Source organism: Candidatus Pelagibacter sp. (assembly GCF_052049995.1).
In the GTDB taxonomy this organism is placed as follows: Bacteria; Pseudomonadota; Alphaproteobacteria; order Pelagibacterales; family Pelagibacteraceae; genus Pelagibacter.
The window spans coordinates 239,392-258,986 of sequence record NZ_JBNGYX010000001.1; the positions used below are offsets into that span (position 1 = coordinate 239,392).

Here is a 19,595-nt window from a genome sequence, read left to right on the forward strand (position 1 = left end):
TTATTTCATCAAGATTTGTTTCCAGATTGCCACTTCATCAAATAAAACCCATTCCCTTATAACATTTCCGTCACTTATTTCTGCATGATTAATACCCATTACAAAAATATTTTTATTTGTTGCTTCACCAAACTCGGAAGTATCATTTGAATGAACACCTTCTAAAAACCATCTAATTGATGCCTTATAATTTTTATTGGGTTCCTCTAAGTATCCAATATGTTCAATAGAAAATTTTATATTACTTAAAGCTTCTTTTATTAAACTCCAAAATTTCAGAATATCTTCTCTACCATGTCCAATTCTATTACCTGGCCAATAAATACTCCCGGCTCTGGCATAATCAGAAAAATCATAATCATCGTTGAAAATTTTATTTAGTATATTTGAATATTTAATTCCGACAGAGTTTTTTGGTACAGGGCTCGGTTTATACTCTGAACTCATATCAGATTTAGAATTAAATAATTTTTGTGCTTTTTCTAATCCACCTTCATTTTCAATAATTTTTTGAGCAAATTCTTTAGGAGTGAAACCAATTTGTCTAACCATAGCACCTTGATCTCTTACAATCCACTCATCGTAAACCTGATTATCTTTACATGCACAATCTGCAATAACTCTATAATAAATTTTTTTTCCTGTTGGTTTGCCGTAATAACCTTCTCCAAGATGAGTACCTTTACTTAAAATTCTATGAGAGGAATGATAACTGTCATGATTGTTTCTATTCCAAATAACATCCTCTCCCAATAATTGTCTGTCCGGGAATTCTTTAAGCGTTTTAAATGTTGAATCAATAACTGGTTTATTTCCATAAGTAACTCCAAAAGGAGATCTTACAGGAATATCATTGGTATAAAAATCTGCTATAGAGTTTACGTCTTTACCTTCCCAAATTTGTTTTGTAATCTTCAGAATAAAATCAGGAAAACTTTTATATTTTTTATCAAACCCTTTCATTAGATTTGATTTACACAATTCAATAAATTTTCTTCATCATCATTAATTTCAATATTTACTTGTGAATTAATTGGAATAGAAATTGTATCTCTAGGATTAAGTTTCATTAAAAAATCATCAATTTTTATTTGCCAACTTCCTTTCTGTGAGAACATTATTGTAGGCTTTAAAAATTTCAAATTTTCTAATTTACCCTTTTTTGCTTTTAAAATAGAAAAGTTAAAACCTGTATTTTGATTTATAACAGGATTAAACTTTTTATCTTGAAAAGTACCACCTAATACTTGAATTAAATTAAAATCCTCATTTATTTTATTTTCATAATTTGTTCTATCAGAAAATTTACAAATGTATTTTTCAAGTTCATTTAATTTATAATTATCAAATTTTTTAATTTCTTCAGAAGAAATTGGTTTAAGTAGGGATTTATCTTTAGGAATTTCATTTAAAGATAAATCAATTAGCGAATTATCATTTAGAAGGGCCATTCCTGTCTGTTTAGCTTTTTCTAAGATACTAGGTACCCACGTGATTATTCCTGGATCATCTCCACCTAATACAACAAAAATTAATCCTTCTTTATTTCCTGCATTCTCAAATCCTCTAAACATATTAGTTGGCATAGAAATTATATCTCCTGCACTTAGAATTGTTTCATCTTTACCTTCAGCGCCCCAATAAAACCTCCATTTACCAGAATAGATAATAAAAACTTCAGCAGTTGTATGACTGTGGAGACCTGAGCCATTTTTTGGCAATGCTGAGACTGCACCTAAATTAAAGCTATGAGGCATTGCTATTTTAACGAATTGTTTACTATCTTCCGCAACTCCAGGACCTACAATAGAATAATTTTTTCTTTCTCTGTGTCCCTCAAGTTTTCCCTCAACAAATGGCAAAGTGCTTGGTACAAGATCTTCAAATTTAGCTAATCGATTATTCATATTTTTTTAAACTATATTTTGTGATACTAAATTTATCTAACAAAAAATTTATGCAAATAGAACAATTTGATACAGGTCTTAAGGGTCAGAAGAATGTAGAAAAAATAGATATAACACCTGAAGAAAACTATAATTATAAACAGGTTGTTAGAAAATATTTAGGAACGATTGTAAGAGAGGGTATCTCTAGGCTTGATCAAAACCTTCAAAATATGTTCTCAAAAGATGTTAGTATTAATTGTTTCTATCCATTAAATGAATTTAATGGAATTGATGATTTTAAAGAAAAATTCTGGAAACCATTGTTTAACTCATTTCCTGATCTTGAAAGGAGAGAACAGTTAGTAATTAGTGGCGCTTTTAGGGATAAAATTCAAGTCGGAACAATTTCTACTTTATCAGGAGTGTTTAAAAAAACATGGTTGAGCATCAAACCAAACAACAAAATGATAAATCTAAAATGTTGTGAAATTCACGAACTAAAAAATAACAAGATTATTGAGAGTTATATTTTAATTGATTTAATAGATCTATTAATTCAAACAGGAAAAAATCCATTAAATAATTCAAGAGGCTCTGAAGGAAATTGGCTAAACCCAATTAATACTGATGGTATAAATTTTTTTGAAAAGGACATACAAATTTCGAAAAATAATTTGAAACAATCACTTACTATGCAGAGAAGCTTAAATATAAAACCTGAACTGGAAGTTTCTTCTGATAAAGATCTTAAAGAAAGATTAATCAATCATCCACAAAGTGATTATTGGCATGATAAAATGGTTTGGTATGGACCAAGCGGCATTGGTACTGCAAGAACTTTAGAGGGATTTGTAGATAATCATCAATTACCGTTTAGAAAAACTTTTAAAGAAAGAAATTATTGGGAACTTGGTCATTATTGTGAATTAGGAGATGGAAAATTTTCTTTAACTGCTGGCTGGAATAGTATTCATGCTACTTATGGAACTGATGACTGGCTAGGTTATAAATCTGACAATCAAAAAGTAACTATGAGAGTTATGGATTTTTATCATCATGATGAAGGAAAAATTCGTGAAAACTGGGTACCAATTGATATAATTCATATATTAAAACAAATCGGAATAGATATTTTAGAAAATATAAAAAATTAAAATGGCAAATATAAAATTTACAGGTGTGCATAAATCTTTTGGATCAAATAAAATTATTACTGATTTTAATCTTTTAGGTAAAGAGGATGAGTTTCTTGTTCTTGTTGGACCATCCGGATGTGGAAAATCAACATTATTGAGAATGATTGCCGGATTAGAAAAAATTGATGAAGGTGAAATTTTTATTAACGATCAAAAAATTAATGAACTTCATCCTTCAAAGCGACAAACTGCAATGGTTTTTCAGTCTTATGCACTTTACCCTCACATGAATGTTTATGAAAATATGTCTTTTGGTTTAAAAATAGAAAAAAGACCAAAAGAAGAAATCAATACAAAAGTTATGCAAGCGGCAAAAATTCTAAAAATTGAAGAACTTCTTGAGAGGAAACCAAAACAATTATCTGGAGGTCAAAGACAAAGGGTTGCAATAGGAAGAGCTATTACAAGAAATCCAAAAATATTTTTATTTGATGAACCATTATCAAATTTAGATGCTGCTTTAAGGGCTGAAATGAGAGTAGAAATATCAAAATTACATAATCAAATAAAAACCAACATGATATATGTTACTCATGATCAGGTTGAAGCTATGACTTTAGCTGATAGAATAGTTATTTTAAACCAAGGTAACATCGAACAGGTTGGTACCCCTGAAGAAATTTATAACGACCCAGCAAATATTTTTGTAGCTCAATTTATTGGTACACCCAAAATGAATATTTTAGAAATTGATGAAAAAAACGTAATTTCTGATAACAAAATTAGGTTATTAGGTAATGATATTATGTTTGATAACCTAAAACTCAATAAATCAAAACACTTTGTGGGCATAAGACCTGAACACTTAAAAGCAAATCAAGAAAATCAATTTACTTTTAATCCTGAAATAGAATTAATTGAAAACTTAGGTAACGAAAAAATTGCTTACATGAAAAAAGAACAACATCAATTAAGTGCCAAAATCCCAAGCAACATAGAAATTGGAAATAAAATTGGATTTGATCTAAATGACATTTTTATTTTTGATGAAAATGGAAAAAGACTAAAATCTTAGCACAACTTACAATTGACAAATTTCAATTTTTTCCCAATTTTTTGATATTTGCTATGAGGCTAGCACATATCTGATATGTGACAGTGAGTAGTTTGCGAAACATTCTCAAATTAATATAGTTTTAACTATAAATAGGAGGGGAAATGAAAAATATAATAAGACTGTTTTGCGTAATATCTTTTTTTATTTCAAGTATTGTTTACGCAGACATAAAGTTTTGGACTACAGAAGTTCAGCCTGCCCGAATGGCTAAGCAAGAGGAAATGGCAAAAGCTTTTGAAGCTAAAACAGGAATTAAAGTAGAGGTGATCCCAGTAGAAGAAAAAGATTTGGGAACTAGAGCTACAGCAGCTGCTGCTGCAGGTGATTTACCAGATGTGATCTATCATACTCTACAATATGTATTACCATGGGCTGAAGCAGGAATTTTAGATGTAGATGCCAACAATGCTGTAGTTAAAGACCTAGGTAAAGACACATTTGCACCTGGTGCACTTAACATGGCTAAAAAAGGTTCAAAGATTGCAGCTGTTCCGGTTGATGGATGGACACAAATGGTTGTTTATAGAAAAGACCTTTTTGATAATGCAGATTTAGCTCCACCAACAAGTTATGCAAACATTGTTGCTGCGGTTGAGAAATTATCAAAACAAAACGGCATGTTTGGTTTTGTTGCTGCTACAAAAACTGATGAAAATTTCATGAGTCAGGTTTTAGAGCATGTACTTTTAGCAAATGGTGTTAATATTGTTAAAAAAGGTGGTATCAAGAAACAAGGTAAGAAACTTAAAGAAGCATTAGAGTTTTATAAAGTAATTGCTAAAGCAAGTCCTCCAGGGGAATTGTACTGGAAACAATCTAGAGCACTTTACTTTGCAGGTAAAACTCCAATGATAATTTGGTCTCCATTTATTATGGATGAACTTGCTGGATTAAGAGATTCAGCTCCACCAACAATTAACAGTGATCCAACATCACCTGAACTAGCATCTAAAACTGGTTTCATTACAAATTTTAGTGGACCTAGTAACAAAAAAGGTGCTGCATGGGCAGATATTAGATACTTTGGTATAACAGCTGATGCTGATACCGATGAAGCTAAACAATTTGTCATGTACTCTATGGATGAAGGTTATGCAAGCACACTATCCATTGCTCCAGAAGGTAAATTTCCTGTAAGAAGAGGAAATTCGAGTGACCCTGAGGCTTTCACAAAAGCATGGAGTAAACTACCTGTTGGAGTTGATAGAAAAGCTCCTTTGTCAGATCTATACGACCCAGATGTAATTAATAATATTGTAGCTGGTTTGGATACTGCAAATAGATGGGGTGTTAAAGAAGGTGAACTATCAAGAGCATCAAAAGTTATAAATTCTCAATTTATTAATAGAATTACTAGACTTTATATTGATGATCAAATTGATGTCGATGAAGCTGTTGATATGATTAACAAATCATTAGCTAAATTCAAATAATTTTAATTTTATAAAAAAGCGGATAATATAAATTATCCGCTTTTTTTATGAATGATACTCTAGCAAATACAGAAAAAAAAACTGCATACATCCTAACTTTACCTGCAGTCCTATTAGTTTTTTCAATAATTTTATTTCCAATTTTTGCAAATGTTTGGATTAGCTTTAAAGAGGTTGAGTTAAAAGATATTAGAATTCCAGAACCTAGAGCAAAAAAAATTGTAAAATCTATTTCTGATGAGCCTTCTAAAATAAAAATACTATATAAATTAAGAAACAGTTCATTAATTCAAGAGATAAGAGATGTTTCGTTTCAAGATAATTTCCCAAAAACTTTTGAAATAGAAAATTTAGATCCAAGATGCTCTTATAAAAGGCAAAATCTAAAATGTGAATTTGGAAATTGGCCAGCTAAATATAGGGAAAATTTCCAAGTAATATTTGCAACAAATGATGGATCAAAAATAGACAAAAAAAATCTTAAGTCAATTAAGCCAAAATTAGAGGGAAAATCTGATAATATATTACTTAATACTAACTTTACTCTCAAAAACTTTAAAAAGGTTTTATTCGAAAATGAATTTGTAGACTTATTACTTACAACTTTTTATTACACATTTTTTGGAACAGTTGGGTCTATTGTATTTGGTATTTTAACTGCTCAGATGGTTAACCAAAAATTTTATGGAAGAACTTTTATGAGAAGTGTTTTACTTTTCCCTTATGTAGCTCCAGTTGTCGCTTTAGCTTACACTTGGGAACTATTATTGGACCCAAACAGTGGGACACTTAATAGTTTGTTATTGAATTATCAAATTATTGAAACTCCAATAAATTTACTTGGACAAAAATATATTGAAATTGGTATTTTTGGTTTTGATTTTAAATTAAGATTAGCACTTACAACAGTTATAATGTTTGAAATTTGGAGGTATTTCCCTTTAGCCTTTTTATTTATTCTTGCAAGACTTCAAGCCATACCAAAAGAATTATATGAAGCTGCTGATGTTGATGGTGCTAGTCCTTTTCAAAAGTTTTTTAAAATTACACTTCCTCAAATTACCGCAGTAATTTCAATTCTTTTTATGATTAGATTTATATGGAATTTTAATAAATTTGAGGATGTTTTTTTATTAACCGGAGGGGCATCTGGAACAAGAACTTTGCCAATAAATGTTTATCAGCAAGGTTTCGCAATATCAGATATTGGAATGGGCTCAGCTGTTTCAATAGTAATTGTTGTATTGCTTTTAATGTTTATGTTTTTTTATTTCAGACTTTTAGGAAAGAGGGTAGATGAGAATTAAGAACACAATTATATTTTCATTAATTTCTAGCTTTTTCTTAATTTTTTTAATTTCAATCTGGAAAATATTAGCTACGTTACAGGGTTTAAACATCAATAGTTTTAAAATAGAAGTACTTTTCATTTTAGGATTATTAATATCGTTAGCTCACCTTGGAATAGCTAATAGAATTAAATCAATATATAAATCAATAATTTTTTCATTAGTATTTGTTTTTTGTGATGGCTATTTAATTCAAAAATTACCTATTTGGTATAATGTGGGAGTATTTTTAATATTATATTTTTTTAGTTATAAAATTGGCAAATATAGTTTTATAGGTTTAAAAGAAGAGCACTCAACTCAAGTAATTTTATTTGACTTTTTAACTTTATTTGGAATTTTATTTTTTTCATTCGTAATATTATTTCCATTTTACATGATGTTAATTACGAGTTTTAAGACACAGATTGCATTGTTGGTTAATCCTTTAGATTTCAGTATTAACTTTGGGCAAGATATTAAAGATTTATTTAAATCCTACTTTGTTATTTTTAAATCTTATAAATTTGGAAAGTATATTTTGACTAGTACAATTGTTTCTGTAGGTACAGTTATTATAACCCTTCTTTTTGCAATTCCTGCAGCTTATGCAGTTGCAAGATTGAATTTTTTTGGAAAAACATTTTTGTCTACATCCATACTTATAATATATATGTTTCCGGCAATTGTGCTTGTAATTCCACTTTACACAATTTTTAGTCAATTAGGATTACGAAATTCAATAGAGGGTTTATTGATTGTTTACACAGCAACCACACTCCCAGTAGCAATTTATATGCTGCAAGGTTATTTTAAAAGCATACCTAAAGAATTAGAGGAAGCAGCAATATTGGACAAATTAAGCTGGTTCGGAATTATAACAAAAATTATAATTCCTCTAAGTATCCCTGCTATTTCTTCTGTTGCACTATATGTATTTATGATTGCATGGAATGAGTTTTTATTTTCTTTAATGTTCTTGGATAATCCTAATTCATTTACACTATCAAGGGCAATTCAATATTTAAGTGGTGATGCCGAAACCCCAAGACAATATTTAATGGCAGGATCAGTTGTTGTCACGTTGCCCGTATTGTTTATATTTGTTTATTTTGAAAAATATCTAGTAAGTGGTCTAACCGCTGGAAGTGTGAAGGGTTAATGAAAATTTCAATTAATAAAGCAAAAAAAACTTTACTTGGCAATAGAAGGAGAGGTTATACTTTGCCAACTAATAGCAAACTTTATCCAGCTCAGTGGAATTGGGACTCTGGTTTTATAGCTCTCGGCTATTCTTACTTTAATTTAAACTTTGCATTAAAAGAAATAAATTCATTATTAGATGGACAATGGAATGATGGAATGGTTCCACATATTCTATTTCATAACACAAAAACAAATTATTATCCAAATTACACTGCGTGGAATTGTGGTAATAAAATTCATTCATCTGGAATAACTCAACCACCAATATTAGCAACAATTTTAAAGGAAATTTTAAATAAAAATAAAATTAACAAATCTCAACTTTTAAATATAAAAAAAATAATAAAAAAAATAAATAAATTTCATGAATGGTTTATTAAATATAGAGATCCAAAAAAAACTGGTTTAGTATCGATTTTGCATCCATGGGAAAGTGGATACGATAATTCTCCTATATGGGATGAGCCTATGAATAAAGTAAAAATTGAGAAAAATATTAAATATAAGAGAGCTGATAATAAAGTTGTAAATCCAGATTTTAGACCATTAGATATTGATTACGATCGGTATGTAACAATCAAAAACAATTTGAGAAAATTGAAATATAATCCAAAGAAGGTTTACAAATCCTCATTTTTTAATGTTGTAGACGTAGGTTTTAATTCAATATTTTTAAAAGCAAACAAAGATCTCGTTACGTTATTAGATACTTTTGGATTTAACAAAACTAAAATAGATAATTATATTAAAGTGACAGAAAAAAATTTTCTTAAATTGTATGATAAAAAAAGAAAAACTTTTTTTTCAAAAGATATAAAAAATAATAAAAAGATCTACATTCCTTCAATAACCAATTATTTTTTATTATTTGCTGATTTCAATAATGATAAAATTAATAAAAGACTTATTCAAAACCTTAAAAAACATAATTTAAAAGAAAAATATTTTTTTTCATCAATTAAATCAAATCATAAAAGTTTTGAGGAGAAAAGATACTGGCGTGGCCCTGTGTGGATTAATTGTAATTGGTTTATTTATAAAGGACTAAAAAATAAAGATAAGTTATTTTCTGATAAAATAAAAAATAAAACTATCCAAATACTAGAAAAAAAAGGATTTTTTGAATATTTTAGTTGTAAGAATGGTAAACCAATGGGTGCAAAAAATTTTTCTTGGTCAGCAGCTCTTTACTTAGACTTAAAGCTTAATAAAAGTTAGTTTGAAAAGCCGTATTTTCTTAATCTAACATCACCTGTTCGTGCATGTGCTTCCATGCCTTCGTATCTAGAAATTCTAGCACAAGCTGCTCCCACTTCTTTCGTTGCCTCTTTACTCATTCTTTGGAAGCTAAGTGTTTTGATAAATTTTCCAACAAATAAACCGCCTGTATATTTTCCAGCACCTTTTGTTGGTAAAATATGATTTGTACCTGAGCATTTATCACCATAAGCTACTGTTGTTTCTTCTCCAATAAATAAAGAGCCATAATTTTTAAGTCTATCATGATACCATTGTAAATTTTTTGTCTGAACTTCTAAATGCTCTGGCGCATAATCATCACTTACTTTTGCAATTTCCTCATCAGTATCGCATAATATTACTTCTCCATAATCTCTCCATGCTGCACCAGAATTTTCTCTAGGTAAATCTGGAAGATCTTCGATCAATTCAGGAACCCTTTGCAATACATAATCAGCAATTTTTTTACTTTTTGTAAATAACCATGCAGGAGAATTGTAACCATGCTCAGCTTGTCCAACAAGATCGTAGGCAACCATTTCAGGATCAGCTGTCTCATCTGCAATTACTGCAATTTCTGTTGGTCCTGCAAATAAATCGATACCAACTTTACCAAATAAAAGTCTTTTTGCTTCAGCAACAAATTGATTTCCTGGTCCAACTAAAATATCTGCTGGTGCATTTCCAAATAATCCGTTAGTCATTGCTGCAATAGCTTGAACACCACCTAAATTCATAATTACATCAGCGCCACATAAATCTGCCGTATAAACAATTGATGGATGCACACCAACACCAGGTTTAGGTGAGCTACAAACTATTATATTTTTAACTCCTGCTACTTTGGCTGTTGTTACACTCATTACGGCAGATGCTATATGAGCATACCTACCAGCTGGGACATAACAACCAGCAGTATTTACTGGAATTAATTTTTGACCTGCAAACAGACCATCAGATAATTCAACTTCAAAATCTTGACCGTAATTTTTTAATTGTGCTTCAGCAAATTTCCTCACTCTTTCATGGGAAAATTGAATATCATCTTTAGTTTTTTGATCTAAATTTTTTTTAATCTCTTCAATTTTTTCTTTAGAAATAATTACATCACCTTCATATTTGTCAAATTTTTTTGAAAGTTCTTTACATCCCTCTTCTTTGGTTTTTTCAATATCTTTTAAAATATTTTCTACTATTTCTCGCGTCTTAGTATCATCTGTAGATGAAGTTTTAGGTGATCTTTTTAGATATGTTATAGCCATTTTACTCCTTCAAAATTAAGTTTATTTAAATGAAATTTTTTTAAATTTCAATGAAACATTTAGTCTAAAGCAACCACAGCAGCAGCAATCGATGCTAGTCTTGCTTGTGCTTCATCTGATCTACTTGTTATTACCACAGGCACTTTCCCTCCAACAACTACTCCTGCGGCACATGCACCACTGAAATAAATAAGCATTTTGACCAATGCATTTCCAGTCTCTACACTTGGTACCAACAATACATCCGCTTCTCCAGCAACCAAGTTTTTAATTCCTTTAATAGCTGCTGACTTTTTTGAAATACTATTATCAAATGCCAATGGACCAAAAACATCAGCATTTAAATTTTCTTTTTCAGCTAATTTAGTAATTTCCGCAGCTTCAATCGAACTTGGTACACTTTCTAAAACTTCTTCAGTTGCAGACAATACAGATACTTTGGGTCTTTCTATTCCTATTCTATTTGAAAAATTAACAACATTCTTTAAAATATGCATTTTTGTTTTCAAATTTGGCAAAACATTTAATGCTCCATCTGTAATAATTAATGGTTTGTCGTCTTTATCAAGGGTCATATGCCAAATATGACTGAGCCTTGTTTTTCCTAGCAAATTATATTCACGTTTTAAAACTTCTTTCATTAAAACATCTGTATGAATATGTCCTTTAACTATTATTTGAACCTTACCTTCACTTGCTAATTTAGCTGAAATTTTAGCAGTTTCATTTTCTACAGGCTCATGGATAAGTTCATATTTAGAAATATCCCATTTTATATCTTCAGCACATTTTTGTATTTCAACTTCATGACCTATAAATATTGGCTCAATTAAACCTTCATTAACTGCGTCTTGAACTGATAACATGGGCAAAGGTTTACCAGCATTTACAACTGCAACTTTAACTCCCTTTTTTTTATGAGCTAAATCTAACAAGTTATTTGGGCAGATTATTTCTTTGTTTGAAAGCATTTTCTTTAAATAAGTCAAAAAACTCAACATGTATATAGAAAAAAATCGTGTAAACAAATTATGTAAAAAGTTATAATCTAGATATTAAGAGGGTAACACTTTGGACATTGTAACAAAAATAGCGCCAATTATTTTGGCTTTGATAATGCTGGGCTTAGGCCTTGGATTAAAACTAGAAGATTTTGGAAGAGTATTAAAAACACCAAAAGATTTTATTGTTGGTTTTATTTCTCAATTAATAATTCTTCCAATTGTAGCATACGTATTAATTTTAATTTTTAGGGCACCTCCAGAAATAGCAATAGGGGTTATGATTATAGCTGCTGCTCCAGGAGGTGTTACATCTAATATTATGACAAAATTTGCTGATGGAGATGTTGCATTATCAATATCTTTAACTGCTATAATTAGTTTATTAAGTATAATTACAGTTCCGTTGATAATTTTTTCATCTGCAGGTTTACTTGGAATAACAGAAATGTCTCAAAATATTTCAATGACAGGAATAGCACTAAAAATGTTTTTAGTTGTAACGGTTCCTGTAATTTTAGGAATGATTATCAGAAAAGTTGCTGAAAATTTCATAGCATCTAAAGTTGGAATTTTTAATAAACTTAATATTGTGTTATTTGTAATTTTTTTCTTTGCAGCATTTTACGAAGAAAAAGAAAATTTAATTAGCTTTATAATGCAAGCTGGTTTAATAACTTTAATATTAAATGTATCGATGATGGTTATTGCTTACTACATTGCAAAAGCTTTTACTTCTGGAATTAAACAAATGAGGTGTATAGCATTAGAATGTGGACTACAAAATGGTACTTTAGCTATATTCGTTTCTACACAAATATTTGGTACCGATATATTGTACGCAATACCAACTGCTGCATATGCATTAATCATGTATATCACAGGATTTATTTTTATTTTTATTTTAAGAAAATCTAATTAAGAATTTATAATTCTTATTTGATTAAAAACTTTATAGATAAAATGACTTAAGCTAATCATATTTTTATTCACCATTCCCTTAGTCGTTATAAAAGCACTATCTTTAGCATTGAATGTTATCAATTTTTTTTCATTTATATGAAGATATTTTTTATCAATTAAATTTTTTAATTTTCTAACAACAGTAGGTCTTGGAATACCTGTTATCTCAGAAATTGACATAGCATTTACACCTCTACTATCAGAACCCATAACTTCTTTATGGAATGAACGCATATTTTTTTTTGGAGTAAAATTTTTATTTTTAACTGCGTTAATTACTACAACCATACCAATACCTAAGGTTTCTAAATCTTTAAGCTCATTTCTCCATCTATTAATATAAATAAACCAAAATTTATTAAACTGATACAAGCAATAAGAAAAATTTTCTTTTATTGCTAATATTATTTCTTTAACAGAATAAACTTTATTTACTAATTTTTCCTTTTTTAAAATTTTATTAAATTCATGTAAGATATTTGCAACCTCTGTAAGAGTGTCGACTGCTTTAGCTGAGTACAGGGTATCTCTAACAATAAAAATTTTCTTACCAGCTCTTTTAATTACTTTTTGTTTTTCTAATTCTAAAACTTTTCGTCTAATGCTTTCTTTCGGAATACCTAAATCTTTTGAGATATCTGAAATATTAATTTTATCAATCTCGATTGATTTTTTTTCGTAAAACGTTTCGTAGTTAATTTTTAAGCCATTCTGCCTGAAATATATAAGATCTTGATGAATCAAATATATAATGATGACGAACTTATCTATGTCTTTCCAATGATCATAGGCTCTGATGAACCAGTTACTTGTTAGAGTAAAATAAAATGGTGCTAGTGCGGCAAAGTTATCTTCAATTACTTTGTTAATAATTTTCTCATTAATGTGCTCGGATATACTAGGTAAAGTGCTCATGTTTTTTAAAAAAACCCAATATGAACAATATCGAATAACGAGTCAACCCATTTTGGACAAATAGATCTATTTAAAAAAAACTCAATTTATGTTTACTTATGGCAATGAGTACAGAAAGCTTTAATAGAACATCTAAAATTATAGAGACCCCTTCTCAATATGTTGAAACTCCAAAAAGAGTTAACGTGGATGTTCTAAAGCAAAGACTTCTAGAAGAAAAAAAGAAGGAAAAAGTTAAACGAACAATAATTTTATCATCTGTTATCTTTTCTTTGGGTGCTCTAACGATGTTAACTTATTAAAGTTTCCAAATCTTTCTTTATTATATCCGGTATAGAAATTTCTTTTTTTGAGTTATTTTTATACCGGTTAAATTTATTTTGTCCTGGATACATTATTTCTTTAACTCCTTTTATCTTAGGAAGTTTTTTTATTGTTTTAATATTATCTTTAATTCTTTGATTATAATTTTTTTGAAATAAATTCGCTTTAAAAGTTATAAACAAGTGACCGATATTTTGTGGTCCTGAAAAATCATCAAATGGATCTTTAACTCTTCCTGCATGATTTCCTCCAGTTAAAACTCCACTTAAAATATCTACCATCCAAGCAAGTCCTGAACCTCTAAAACCTGCAATTGGTAATTGAACTCCCGCTAATGCTTTTTTTGCGTCTGTAGTTTGTTTTCCAAATTTATCTAAAGCAACTCCCGCAGGAATTGATTGATTGTTTCTCGCTGCAACTCTAATTTTACCTCTATTAATCATTGAGATTGATGTATCTAAAATAAATGGAATTTTAGAACCAGTAGGGGATCCAAAACAAATTGGATTTGTTCCAAATAATGTTTTTAATGCACCATGTGGAGCAACTGCAGGAGGGGCATTTGTATAGATCATTGTAATTAAATTTTTCTTTACTGCTTGTTCAGCATAATAACCCGATAAACCATAGTGACCACTATTTTTAACAGCAACCATTCCTATTCCAGTTTTTTGTGCATGTTTAATTGCAGTTTTGATTCCTAGATCAGCTGCAACAAAACCAATACTATTATTTGCATCAATATGGGAAATTGAAGTAGAAATTTTTTTAATTTTAATTTTTGGTTTTGGATTAATTACTTTTTTAGAAATTCGATCGCAGTACATCTTAAGTCTTGATAAACCATGTCCATATGCACCAACTAATTCTGCATTAATTAATGCATCAGCAGAAATAGAGGCGTGGTCATTATTTAGACCATATTTTTTGAAGATGAGTATAATCTTATTCTTTAATTTATTTTTTTTCATTACATTACTTCTAAATATATAGAACTTGGTTGACAATTTTCATTTAAATACGGACAGTTATTTTTAAGATCTTTGAAATAATCGTTTTTAAGTAAATTTAATGAAAGTAGAATTTTGTATCTCTTTGAATGGTCCATAATTGCTTCAAATAAGTATTGTTCATTATAAAATCTGTTTTCTTCCTTTAACCACTTTGATGGGTAATCTCTGGGAGTAAAAATATCATGAATATGAATTACAACACCTTTATTTAGCTTTGGAAATAATTCTAAAAATATTTTTAAAATATCTCCTTGGGGTTTGATTACATGTGAACTGTCTATAAATAAAATATCGTTTTTTTTTAAATTTATGAAAAGGTCTTCTTTAACTTCCTCAATTTTTTTTCTAATAACATTTACTCCTTTTTCTTCTAACCATTTATTTTCATAAGGCTCAATACACAAAAGTTCGGATTTGATTTGATCTACTTTATAATTTTTATCAACTGCCTCTAAAGCAATTAAAGATGAATGACCAGACCCTATTTCAATAATATTTTTTGGTTTTAAATGTCTAATTATTGAATAATAAATTTCAGCATCACCTTCTTCAAAGAAATTATTTTTAAGATTAAAATTATAATTCGGACTACTTTTTAAGAGATTTAAACTTTTTAATTCTTCAATATATTGTAATTTTCTTAAAAAACTAATTTGTTCTTGAATATTAAAGTTTATTCCAGGTAAATTTCTTTTACTATTCAAGTCATTTTTTAAGATTTCAAAATCGAAAATAGGCTCATAATAATTTTTAATTATAGGAAAAACGCCAATTCTTTTTAAAATAGCTCTGCTAATTTTAAATTTATGACCGCCTATAAATCTAAAAAATAACATTATATATGAGGCCGGAATTATTAGGATTGATAAAATTAAATCAACCGGAATTTTAAAAAGATTTAATATTTTTTTATAATTCATCAACCTTTTCCACGCCATGGAATAGTTTTGTCTATTATTTTTCTTAATGTAATATCAAATAAAAGACCTAGTAAACCCATTATAATTATTGTTATCCAAATAACTTCCCACTGGAAGTATTTTTTTGCAACATTTTCAACAAAACCAATACCTGTAGTCCCCGCTAAAAACTCTGCAGCAACAAGTGTTCCCCAGCACATACCAACTGCAACTCTAATTCCTGTAAGAATTTCAGGAAGTGAATTAGGGAAAATCACATATCTTAAAATCTGTTTTTTAGTAGCCCCTAAAGAGTGTGCAGCATGAATTTTTGATAATTGAGTTCCTGATGCACCAGCTCTTGCAGAAATAATCATAATCGATAACGAGACCATAAATAATAAAAATACTTTTCCAGAGTTATCAATTCCAAGTACAGAAATAATTAAAGGTGCCCATGCAAGAGGAGGGACAGGTCTGTAAAGTTCAATTAATGGGTCAAAGAAACCTTTAGCAAATCTGTTTAGACCCATAAATAATCCCAATGGAACACCAATAATAATCCCGAACGCCAATCCTAAAAACACCCTCATAAAAGAGTCCCAGATATGTCCGTATGGAACAGGAACTTTCAGTAATTTAAAGTCACCTGTAGCAACTTTTAAAACATTACTTTTAAAGTTTTCTTTTACAATTCCATCTTTTGTATGAACCGGGTATTCACCAGGCAATATATCAGCTATCCAATCTGGCAAAATAAACCCTATCATTTTACTGACATCAACCATTTCAATCCATAAAAGAGGAACATTTTTGTATCCAACACTTGGTTTTGATAGTTCCACAAATTTATTAAATGTATCAGATGGTTTAGGCAGCCATCTACCTGAACCTTGTTCAGAACATGTTGCTCCACTTGCTACAATTGTTCCTGAAGGAAACAAAAGGATATCAATTAATCTTAATCCACCTTGTTCTTTGTTTTGCAATTCATCAAACTCTAAGATGGCTTCTTGCATTTCATTTAAAGCATTAGGAGGATAAATACTTGCAAATTCTATTCTTCTTGCAATTTTAACAATATTTTTTGCATAGTCAGATGCTATCTCACCACTATCGTCTAAACTTTTTCTGAAAGCTTTAATATCATCTTTTAATTGTTTTATTGCGCTTTTGAATAATGGATTGTGATTTCTTAATTTAAAAAACTTGTCATTTATTGAACTTAGTTCTTTTGCTGCTGCATGAAATTTTAACCCTTTTTTTGTCTGAGGAGCAGTTGGTATCTCGATTGTGTTTTCTATTGATCCACTTCCAGAGTCTATTGTGACAATTCCCCAACCACCTTGTTCATCAATAAGTTTTTGTCTTTCATTTTTTTCAACTTCTGTTTCAAAAGGATAATCTTTCTTTTGGAAATTAATACTGAGTTGCTTTATTTGCTCAGTCATTTCTTGAATTTTTATTTTGGTATCCATTTCTATTAATTCTTCACTAGTTAAAAATGGAATTAATTTAGAGGTTCTATCAATGTAACTTACAAGGATTGTTTTTTGTAGATCATTTAGATCTGTAGATCCTTTTATTTCATTTGCAATCTTTATAAGATTTTTATTTTCAATTTTTATAATAGATGTACTTTTGAATTCTCTCTCTTCAATAGGAAATTGATATTTTAAACCTAATAATGATTCATTTATTTTAGCAACTTGACACAATTCGTTTGCAGATTTTGGATAAAAACCTCTTGCTATATCCCATGAATAATAAAGCCACAGCATTAATATTACACTACTACCAACAATTACCCAGTGCGTTCCACCTTTAGATCTTTCTGGATTACCAAATACAGCATCAACTTTTTCAGTTTTAATTAATCTTCTTCCATAAAGAATGCATCCAATAATAGATACTATAATTAGTATTGTTACAATTTGGGTTAGCATTAATTCTCTTTTCCCATTATTTCTTCTTCCATGTTCCAGATCATGGATAAAATTTCTTCTCTAGTAGATGAAAAGTCTTTATTTTTTTTAATTTCTCTTAAATCTTGTGTAAGACCCATTTCTGCAAATGGAAGATTGTATTCTTTATGTATTCTTCCTGGTCTTGGTGCCATAACATATAATCTTTCACCAAGTAAGAGAGCCTCCTCTACGGAGTGAGTAATTAAGATAATTGTTTTTCCCGTCTCTTTCCAAATTTTTAAAACTAAAGACTGCATCTTTTCTCTTGTTAATGCATCTAAAGCCCCTAATGGCTCGTCCATTAAAATTAAATCTGGATCATTAATTAAACATCTTGCAAGCGCTACTCTTTGCTGCATACCTCCAGATAATTGATAAGTAGGTGTATTACCAAAACCTTTCAGTCCAACTATATCTAACCACTCATCCACTTTCTTTACTGTAACTTCAGGATCTTCTTTTTTCATCCTAAGTCCAAAATTTACATTCTCAGCTACCGTTAACCATTCAAACAAAGCACCTTGTTGAAATACCATTCCTCTTTCAACACCAGGTCCATCAATTTCATTATTATTTAATGTAATTTTTCCTGAAGTAGGTCTTAAAAATCCAGCGGTAATATTTAATAAGGTTGTTTTTCCACAACCAGAAGGACCAAGAACCGTAAGTAATTCTCCTTTTTTTAAAGTAAAACTGACATCCTTAAGTGCATGAACTGTTTCTCCTTTTGGAGTTTTAAAAATCATGTTCAGATTTTGAGAAACAAGATCACTCATAGTGCCCTTATATTTGAAATTTTTTAAAAAAAATAGGCACTAATTTTTTTAAATCAGTGCCTATTTAAAAAGTTTTAAACCTTTAAAATTATAAAGGTAAGAAACTTGTATCTACGTTTCCTTTTGGTGTTCCCATTCCATCTAAGAAACCAGCTAGATTACCACTCTCCATAGATTTTTTAGTTTCTTCAGGAGTTAAGAATTTAAATCCATCTAAAGTACCTTTCATTTTTGATACTTCCATCGCAGATGCTTTAGACATAGAATTCATATCGCTTTTACCTGAATTATATCTTGCGTTAGCTTCATGAGTAACTTCAACAAAAGTCCTTACCATACCTGGATTTTCATTCATAAACTTATTAGTTACAGAAGTAATATCTATACCTAGAATACCTCCAGCTCTAGCTTCCTCAACTGAAATTAATCTAGAACCAACTTCTGTAGCTGCTGCAATTGAATTACCACCAAATAAACATGCCATTGCAACATCACCACTTACTAAAGCTGCAGCTCCATCTTCTGGAACCATATCAATAACAGTCATTTTGCTTGGATCGGCACCAACAATTTCCATACTTGCAGTAAAAACATAATCAGCCATAGTTCCTAAAGGCACTGCAACTTTTTTACCCTCTAATTCACTAGCGTTTGCTTTTGTAATTCCAGAAGCATTAGATGTAACACATGTAGTTCCACCCATTCCGTATTCCATTGCAATATCAATCAGTTTGATAGGTGCATTAGACTTCACAGCATTGATAAAAGGCACTAAACCTTGTGAGTAAGAAATATCAATATCTCCTGCTAACATTGCTTCTGTCATTTCCACACCAGTGTTAAAGCTTGTCCACTTGACTGGAACTCCTAAAGCTTTTGAGTAATTTTTCTTCATCATGTCCTCTAGGTTTGGACTTGGCCATTCTAGAAAGTATGCAACTCTAACTTCATTTGCAGCTGAATTAGCAACTGAAATTGATAGGTTAAGTGCAAAGATAGATCCTAGAATAAAACTTAGTATTTTTTTCATTTATTCCCCTATGTTTAATTAATTAAATTATCGATATTTAAGTTTAAATTGAGCTCGAAGTAAAACAAAAAAAGAAACTTATACAATCTTTGGTTGT

Annotated in this window: 18 protein-coding genes; 8 read left to right on the forward strand and 10 right to left on the reverse strand. The window is 29.6% G+C overall.

Features of this window, described 5'->3' with window-relative positions; all coding sequences use genetic code 11:
• Both ACTT9Y_RS01300 and ACTT9Y_RS01305 read right to left on the reverse strand, forming a co-directional pair.
• A complete protein-coding gene (locus tag ACTT9Y_RS01300) occupies window positions 1-963 on the reverse strand; it encodes an ester cyclase (RefSeq protein WP_440932665.1) in 963 nt (320 codons plus the stop codon).
• Entirely contained in the window at window positions 963-1,907 is a 945-nt protein-coding gene (locus tag ACTT9Y_RS01305) for a cupin domain-containing protein (protein ID WP_440932666.1), read from the reverse strand. Before ACTT9Y_RS01305 ends, ACTT9Y_RS01300 begins: the two co-directional genes overlap by 1 nt.
• A gap of 50 nt (window positions 1,908-1,957) precedes the next feature.
• On the opposite strand from ACTT9Y_RS01305, the gene ACTT9Y_RS01310 reads away from it, so the two are divergent.
• The 6 genes from ACTT9Y_RS01310 (at window position 1,958) to ACTT9Y_RS01335 (ending at window position 9,327) form a co-directional block, all read left to right on the forward strand.
• Window positions 1,958-3,043: an ester cyclase gene (locus ACTT9Y_RS01310; RefSeq protein ID WP_440932667.1), complete on the forward strand. Its 1,086-nt coding sequence runs from the start codon at window positions 1,958-1,960 to the stop codon at window positions 3,041-3,043.
• A gap of 1 nt (window position 3,044) precedes the next feature.
• On the forward strand, window positions 3,045-4,100 hold the full coding sequence (locus tag ACTT9Y_RS01315) for an ABC transporter ATP-binding protein (protein ID WP_440932668.1): 1,056 nt from the start codon (window positions 3,045-3,047) through the stop codon (window positions 4,098-4,100).
• A gap of 143 nt (window positions 4,101-4,243) precedes the next feature.
• Window positions 4,244-5,575, forward strand: coding sequence for an ABC transporter substrate-binding protein (locus ACTT9Y_RS01320; protein ID WP_440932669.1), 1,332 nt, complete (start codon window positions 4,244-4,246; stop codon window positions 5,573-5,575).
• A 47-nt stretch (window positions 5,576-5,622) separates the two neighbouring features.
• Window positions 5,623-6,882, forward strand: coding sequence for a carbohydrate ABC transporter permease (locus ACTT9Y_RS01325; RefSeq protein WP_440932670.1), 1,260 nt, complete (start codon window positions 5,623-5,625; stop codon window positions 6,880-6,882).
• The gene (locus ACTT9Y_RS01330) at window positions 6,872-8,065 is read left to right on the forward strand and encodes a carbohydrate ABC transporter permease (protein ID WP_440932671.1); all 1,194 of its coding nucleotides are present in this window, start codon (window positions 6,872-6,874) and stop codon (window positions 8,063-8,065) included. Before ACTT9Y_RS01325 ends, ACTT9Y_RS01330 begins: the two co-directional genes overlap by 11 nt.
• Window positions 8,065-9,327 carry an MGH1-like glycoside hydrolase domain-containing protein gene (locus ACTT9Y_RS01335; protein WP_440932672.1) on the forward strand — a complete coding sequence of 421 codons (1,263 nt, stop codon included), beginning with the start codon at window positions 8,065-8,067 and terminating at the stop codon, window positions 9,325-9,327. The genes ACTT9Y_RS01330 and ACTT9Y_RS01335 overlap by 1 nt, the downstream gene beginning before the upstream one ends.
• Here ACTT9Y_RS01335 and hisD read toward each other — a convergent pair.
• A complete protein-coding gene (hisD, locus tag ACTT9Y_RS01340; protein ID WP_440927904.1) occupies window positions 9,324-10,610 on the reverse strand; it encodes a histidinol dehydrogenase in 1,287 nt (428 codons plus the stop codon). The genes ACTT9Y_RS01335 and hisD overlap by 4 nt on opposite strands.
• Window positions 10,611-10,669: 59 nt before the next feature.
• Window positions 10,670-11,581: a bifunctional enoyl-CoA hydratase/phosphate acetyltransferase gene (locus ACTT9Y_RS01345; protein ID WP_440932673.1), complete on the reverse strand. Its 912-nt coding sequence runs from the start codon at window positions 11,579-11,581 to the stop codon at window positions 10,670-10,672.
• Between the two features lie 100 nt (window positions 11,582-11,681).
• Here ACTT9Y_RS01345 and ACTT9Y_RS01350 point away from each other — a divergent pair, with 100 nt between their 5' ends.
• Window positions 11,682-12,533: a bile acid:sodium symporter family protein gene (locus ACTT9Y_RS01350; RefSeq protein ID WP_440932674.1), complete on the forward strand. Its 852-nt coding sequence runs from the start codon at window positions 11,682-11,684 to the stop codon at window positions 12,531-12,533.
• On the opposite strand, the gene ACTT9Y_RS01355 is transcribed toward ACTT9Y_RS01350, so the two are convergent.
• A complete protein-coding gene (locus ACTT9Y_RS01355) occupies window positions 12,530-13,489 on the reverse strand; it encodes a MarR family transcriptional regulator (protein ID WP_440932675.1) in 960 nt (319 codons plus the stop codon). The genes ACTT9Y_RS01350 and ACTT9Y_RS01355 overlap by 4 nt on opposite strands.
• 104 nt (window positions 13,490-13,593) lie before the next feature.
• Between ACTT9Y_RS01355 and ACTT9Y_RS01360 the strand changes: the two genes are divergently transcribed.
• Window positions 13,594-13,791 carry a hypothetical protein gene (locus ACTT9Y_RS01360; protein ID WP_440932676.1) on the forward strand — a complete coding sequence of 66 codons (198 nt, stop codon included), beginning with the start codon at window positions 13,594-13,596 and terminating at the stop codon, window positions 13,789-13,791.
• Here ACTT9Y_RS01360 and ACTT9Y_RS01365 read toward each other — a convergent pair.
• The 5 genes from ACTT9Y_RS01365 to ACTT9Y_RS01385 form a co-directional block, all read right to left on the reverse strand.
• Window positions 13,780-14,784: an Ldh family oxidoreductase gene (locus tag ACTT9Y_RS01365; RefSeq protein ID WP_440932677.1), complete on the reverse strand. Its 1,005-nt coding sequence runs from the start codon at window positions 14,782-14,784 to the stop codon at window positions 13,780-13,782. The genes ACTT9Y_RS01360 and ACTT9Y_RS01365 overlap by 12 nt on opposite strands.
• Entirely contained in the window at window positions 14,784-15,746 is a 963-nt protein-coding gene (locus ACTT9Y_RS01370; protein ID WP_440932678.1) for a class I SAM-dependent methyltransferase, read from the reverse strand. Before ACTT9Y_RS01370 ends, ACTT9Y_RS01365 begins: the two co-directional genes overlap by 1 nt.
• The gene (locus ACTT9Y_RS01375) at window positions 15,746-17,671 is read right to left on the reverse strand and encodes an ABC transporter permease (RefSeq protein ID WP_440932679.1); all 1,926 of its coding nucleotides are present in this window, start codon (window positions 17,669-17,671) and stop codon (window positions 15,746-15,748) included. The genes ACTT9Y_RS01370 and ACTT9Y_RS01375 overlap by 1 nt, the downstream gene beginning before the upstream one ends.
• Complete coding sequence (locus tag ACTT9Y_RS01380) at window positions 17,671-18,468, reverse strand: ATP-binding cassette domain-containing protein (RefSeq protein ID WP_440932680.1); 798 nt, start codon at window positions 18,466-18,468, stop codon at window positions 17,671-17,673. The genes ACTT9Y_RS01375 and ACTT9Y_RS01380 overlap by 1 nt, the downstream gene beginning before the upstream one ends.
• A gap of 88 nt (window positions 18,469-18,556) precedes the next feature.
• Entirely contained in the window at window positions 18,557-19,498 is a 942-nt protein-coding gene (locus ACTT9Y_RS01385; protein WP_440907728.1) for an ABC transporter substrate-binding protein, read from the reverse strand.
• Window positions 19,499-19,595 lie beyond the last annotated feature (97 nt).

Excerpts from the sequence above, each read along its gene's own strand:
- ACTT9Y_RS01300 (WP_440932665.1), bottom strand. The coding sequence starts at position 963 with ATGAAAGGGTTTGATAAAAAATATAAAAGTTTTCCTGATTTTATTCTG.
- ACTT9Y_RS01305 (WP_440932666.1), bottom strand. The coding sequence starts at position 1,907 with ATGAATAATCGATTAGCTAAATTTGAAGATCTTGTACCAAGCACTTTG.
- ACTT9Y_RS01310 (WP_440932667.1), top strand. The coding sequence starts at position 1,958 with ATGCAAATAGAACAATTTGATACAGGTCTTAAGGGTCAGAAGAATGTA.
- ACTT9Y_RS01315 (WP_440932668.1), top strand. The coding sequence starts at position 3,045 with ATGGCAAATATAAAATTTACAGGTGTGCATAAATCTTTTGGATCAAAT.
- ACTT9Y_RS01320 (WP_440932669.1), top strand. The coding sequence starts at position 4,244 with ATGAAAAATATAATAAGACTGTTTTGCGTAATATCTTTTTTTATTTCA.
- ACTT9Y_RS01325 (WP_440932670.1), top strand. The coding sequence starts at position 5,623 with ATGAATGATACTCTAGCAAATACAGAAAAAAAAACTGCATACATCCTA.
- ACTT9Y_RS01330 (WP_440932671.1), top strand. The coding sequence starts at position 6,872 with ATGAGAATTAAGAACACAATTATATTTTCATTAATTTCTAGCTTTTTC.
- ACTT9Y_RS01335 (WP_440932672.1), top strand. The coding sequence starts at position 8,065 with ATGAAAATTTCAATTAATAAAGCAAAAAAAACTTTACTTGGCAATAGA.
- hisD (WP_440927904.1), bottom strand. The coding sequence starts at position 10,610 with ATGGCTATAACATATCTAAAAAGATCACCTAAAACTTCATCTACAGAT.
- ACTT9Y_RS01345 (WP_440932673.1), bottom strand. The coding sequence starts at position 11,581 with ATGCTTTCAAACAAAGAAATAATCTGCCCAAATAACTTGTTAGATTTA.
- ACTT9Y_RS01355 (WP_440932675.1), bottom strand. The coding sequence starts at position 13,489 with ATGAGCACTTTACCTAGTATATCCGAGCACATTAATGAGAAAATTATT.
- ACTT9Y_RS01360 (WP_440932676.1), top strand. The coding sequence starts at position 13,594 with ATGAGTACAGAAAGCTTTAATAGAACATCTAAAATTATAGAGACCCCT.
- ACTT9Y_RS01365 (WP_440932677.1), bottom strand. The coding sequence starts at position 14,784 with ATGAAAAAAAATAAATTAAAGAATAAGATTATACTCATCTTCAAAAAA.
- ACTT9Y_RS01370 (WP_440932678.1), bottom strand. The coding sequence starts at position 15,746 with ATGAATTATAAAAAAATATTAAATCTTTTTAAAATTCCGGTTGATTTA.
- ACTT9Y_RS01375 (WP_440932679.1), bottom strand. The coding sequence starts at position 17,671 with ATGCTAACCCAAATTGTAACAATACTAATTATAGTATCTATTATTGGA.
- ACTT9Y_RS01380 (WP_440932680.1), bottom strand. The coding sequence starts at position 18,468 with ATGAGTGATCTTGTTTCTCAAAATCTGAACATGATTTTTAAAACTCCA.
- ACTT9Y_RS01385 (WP_440907728.1), bottom strand. The coding sequence starts at position 19,498 with ATGAAAAAAATACTAAGTTTTATTCTAGGATCTATCTTTGCACTTAAC.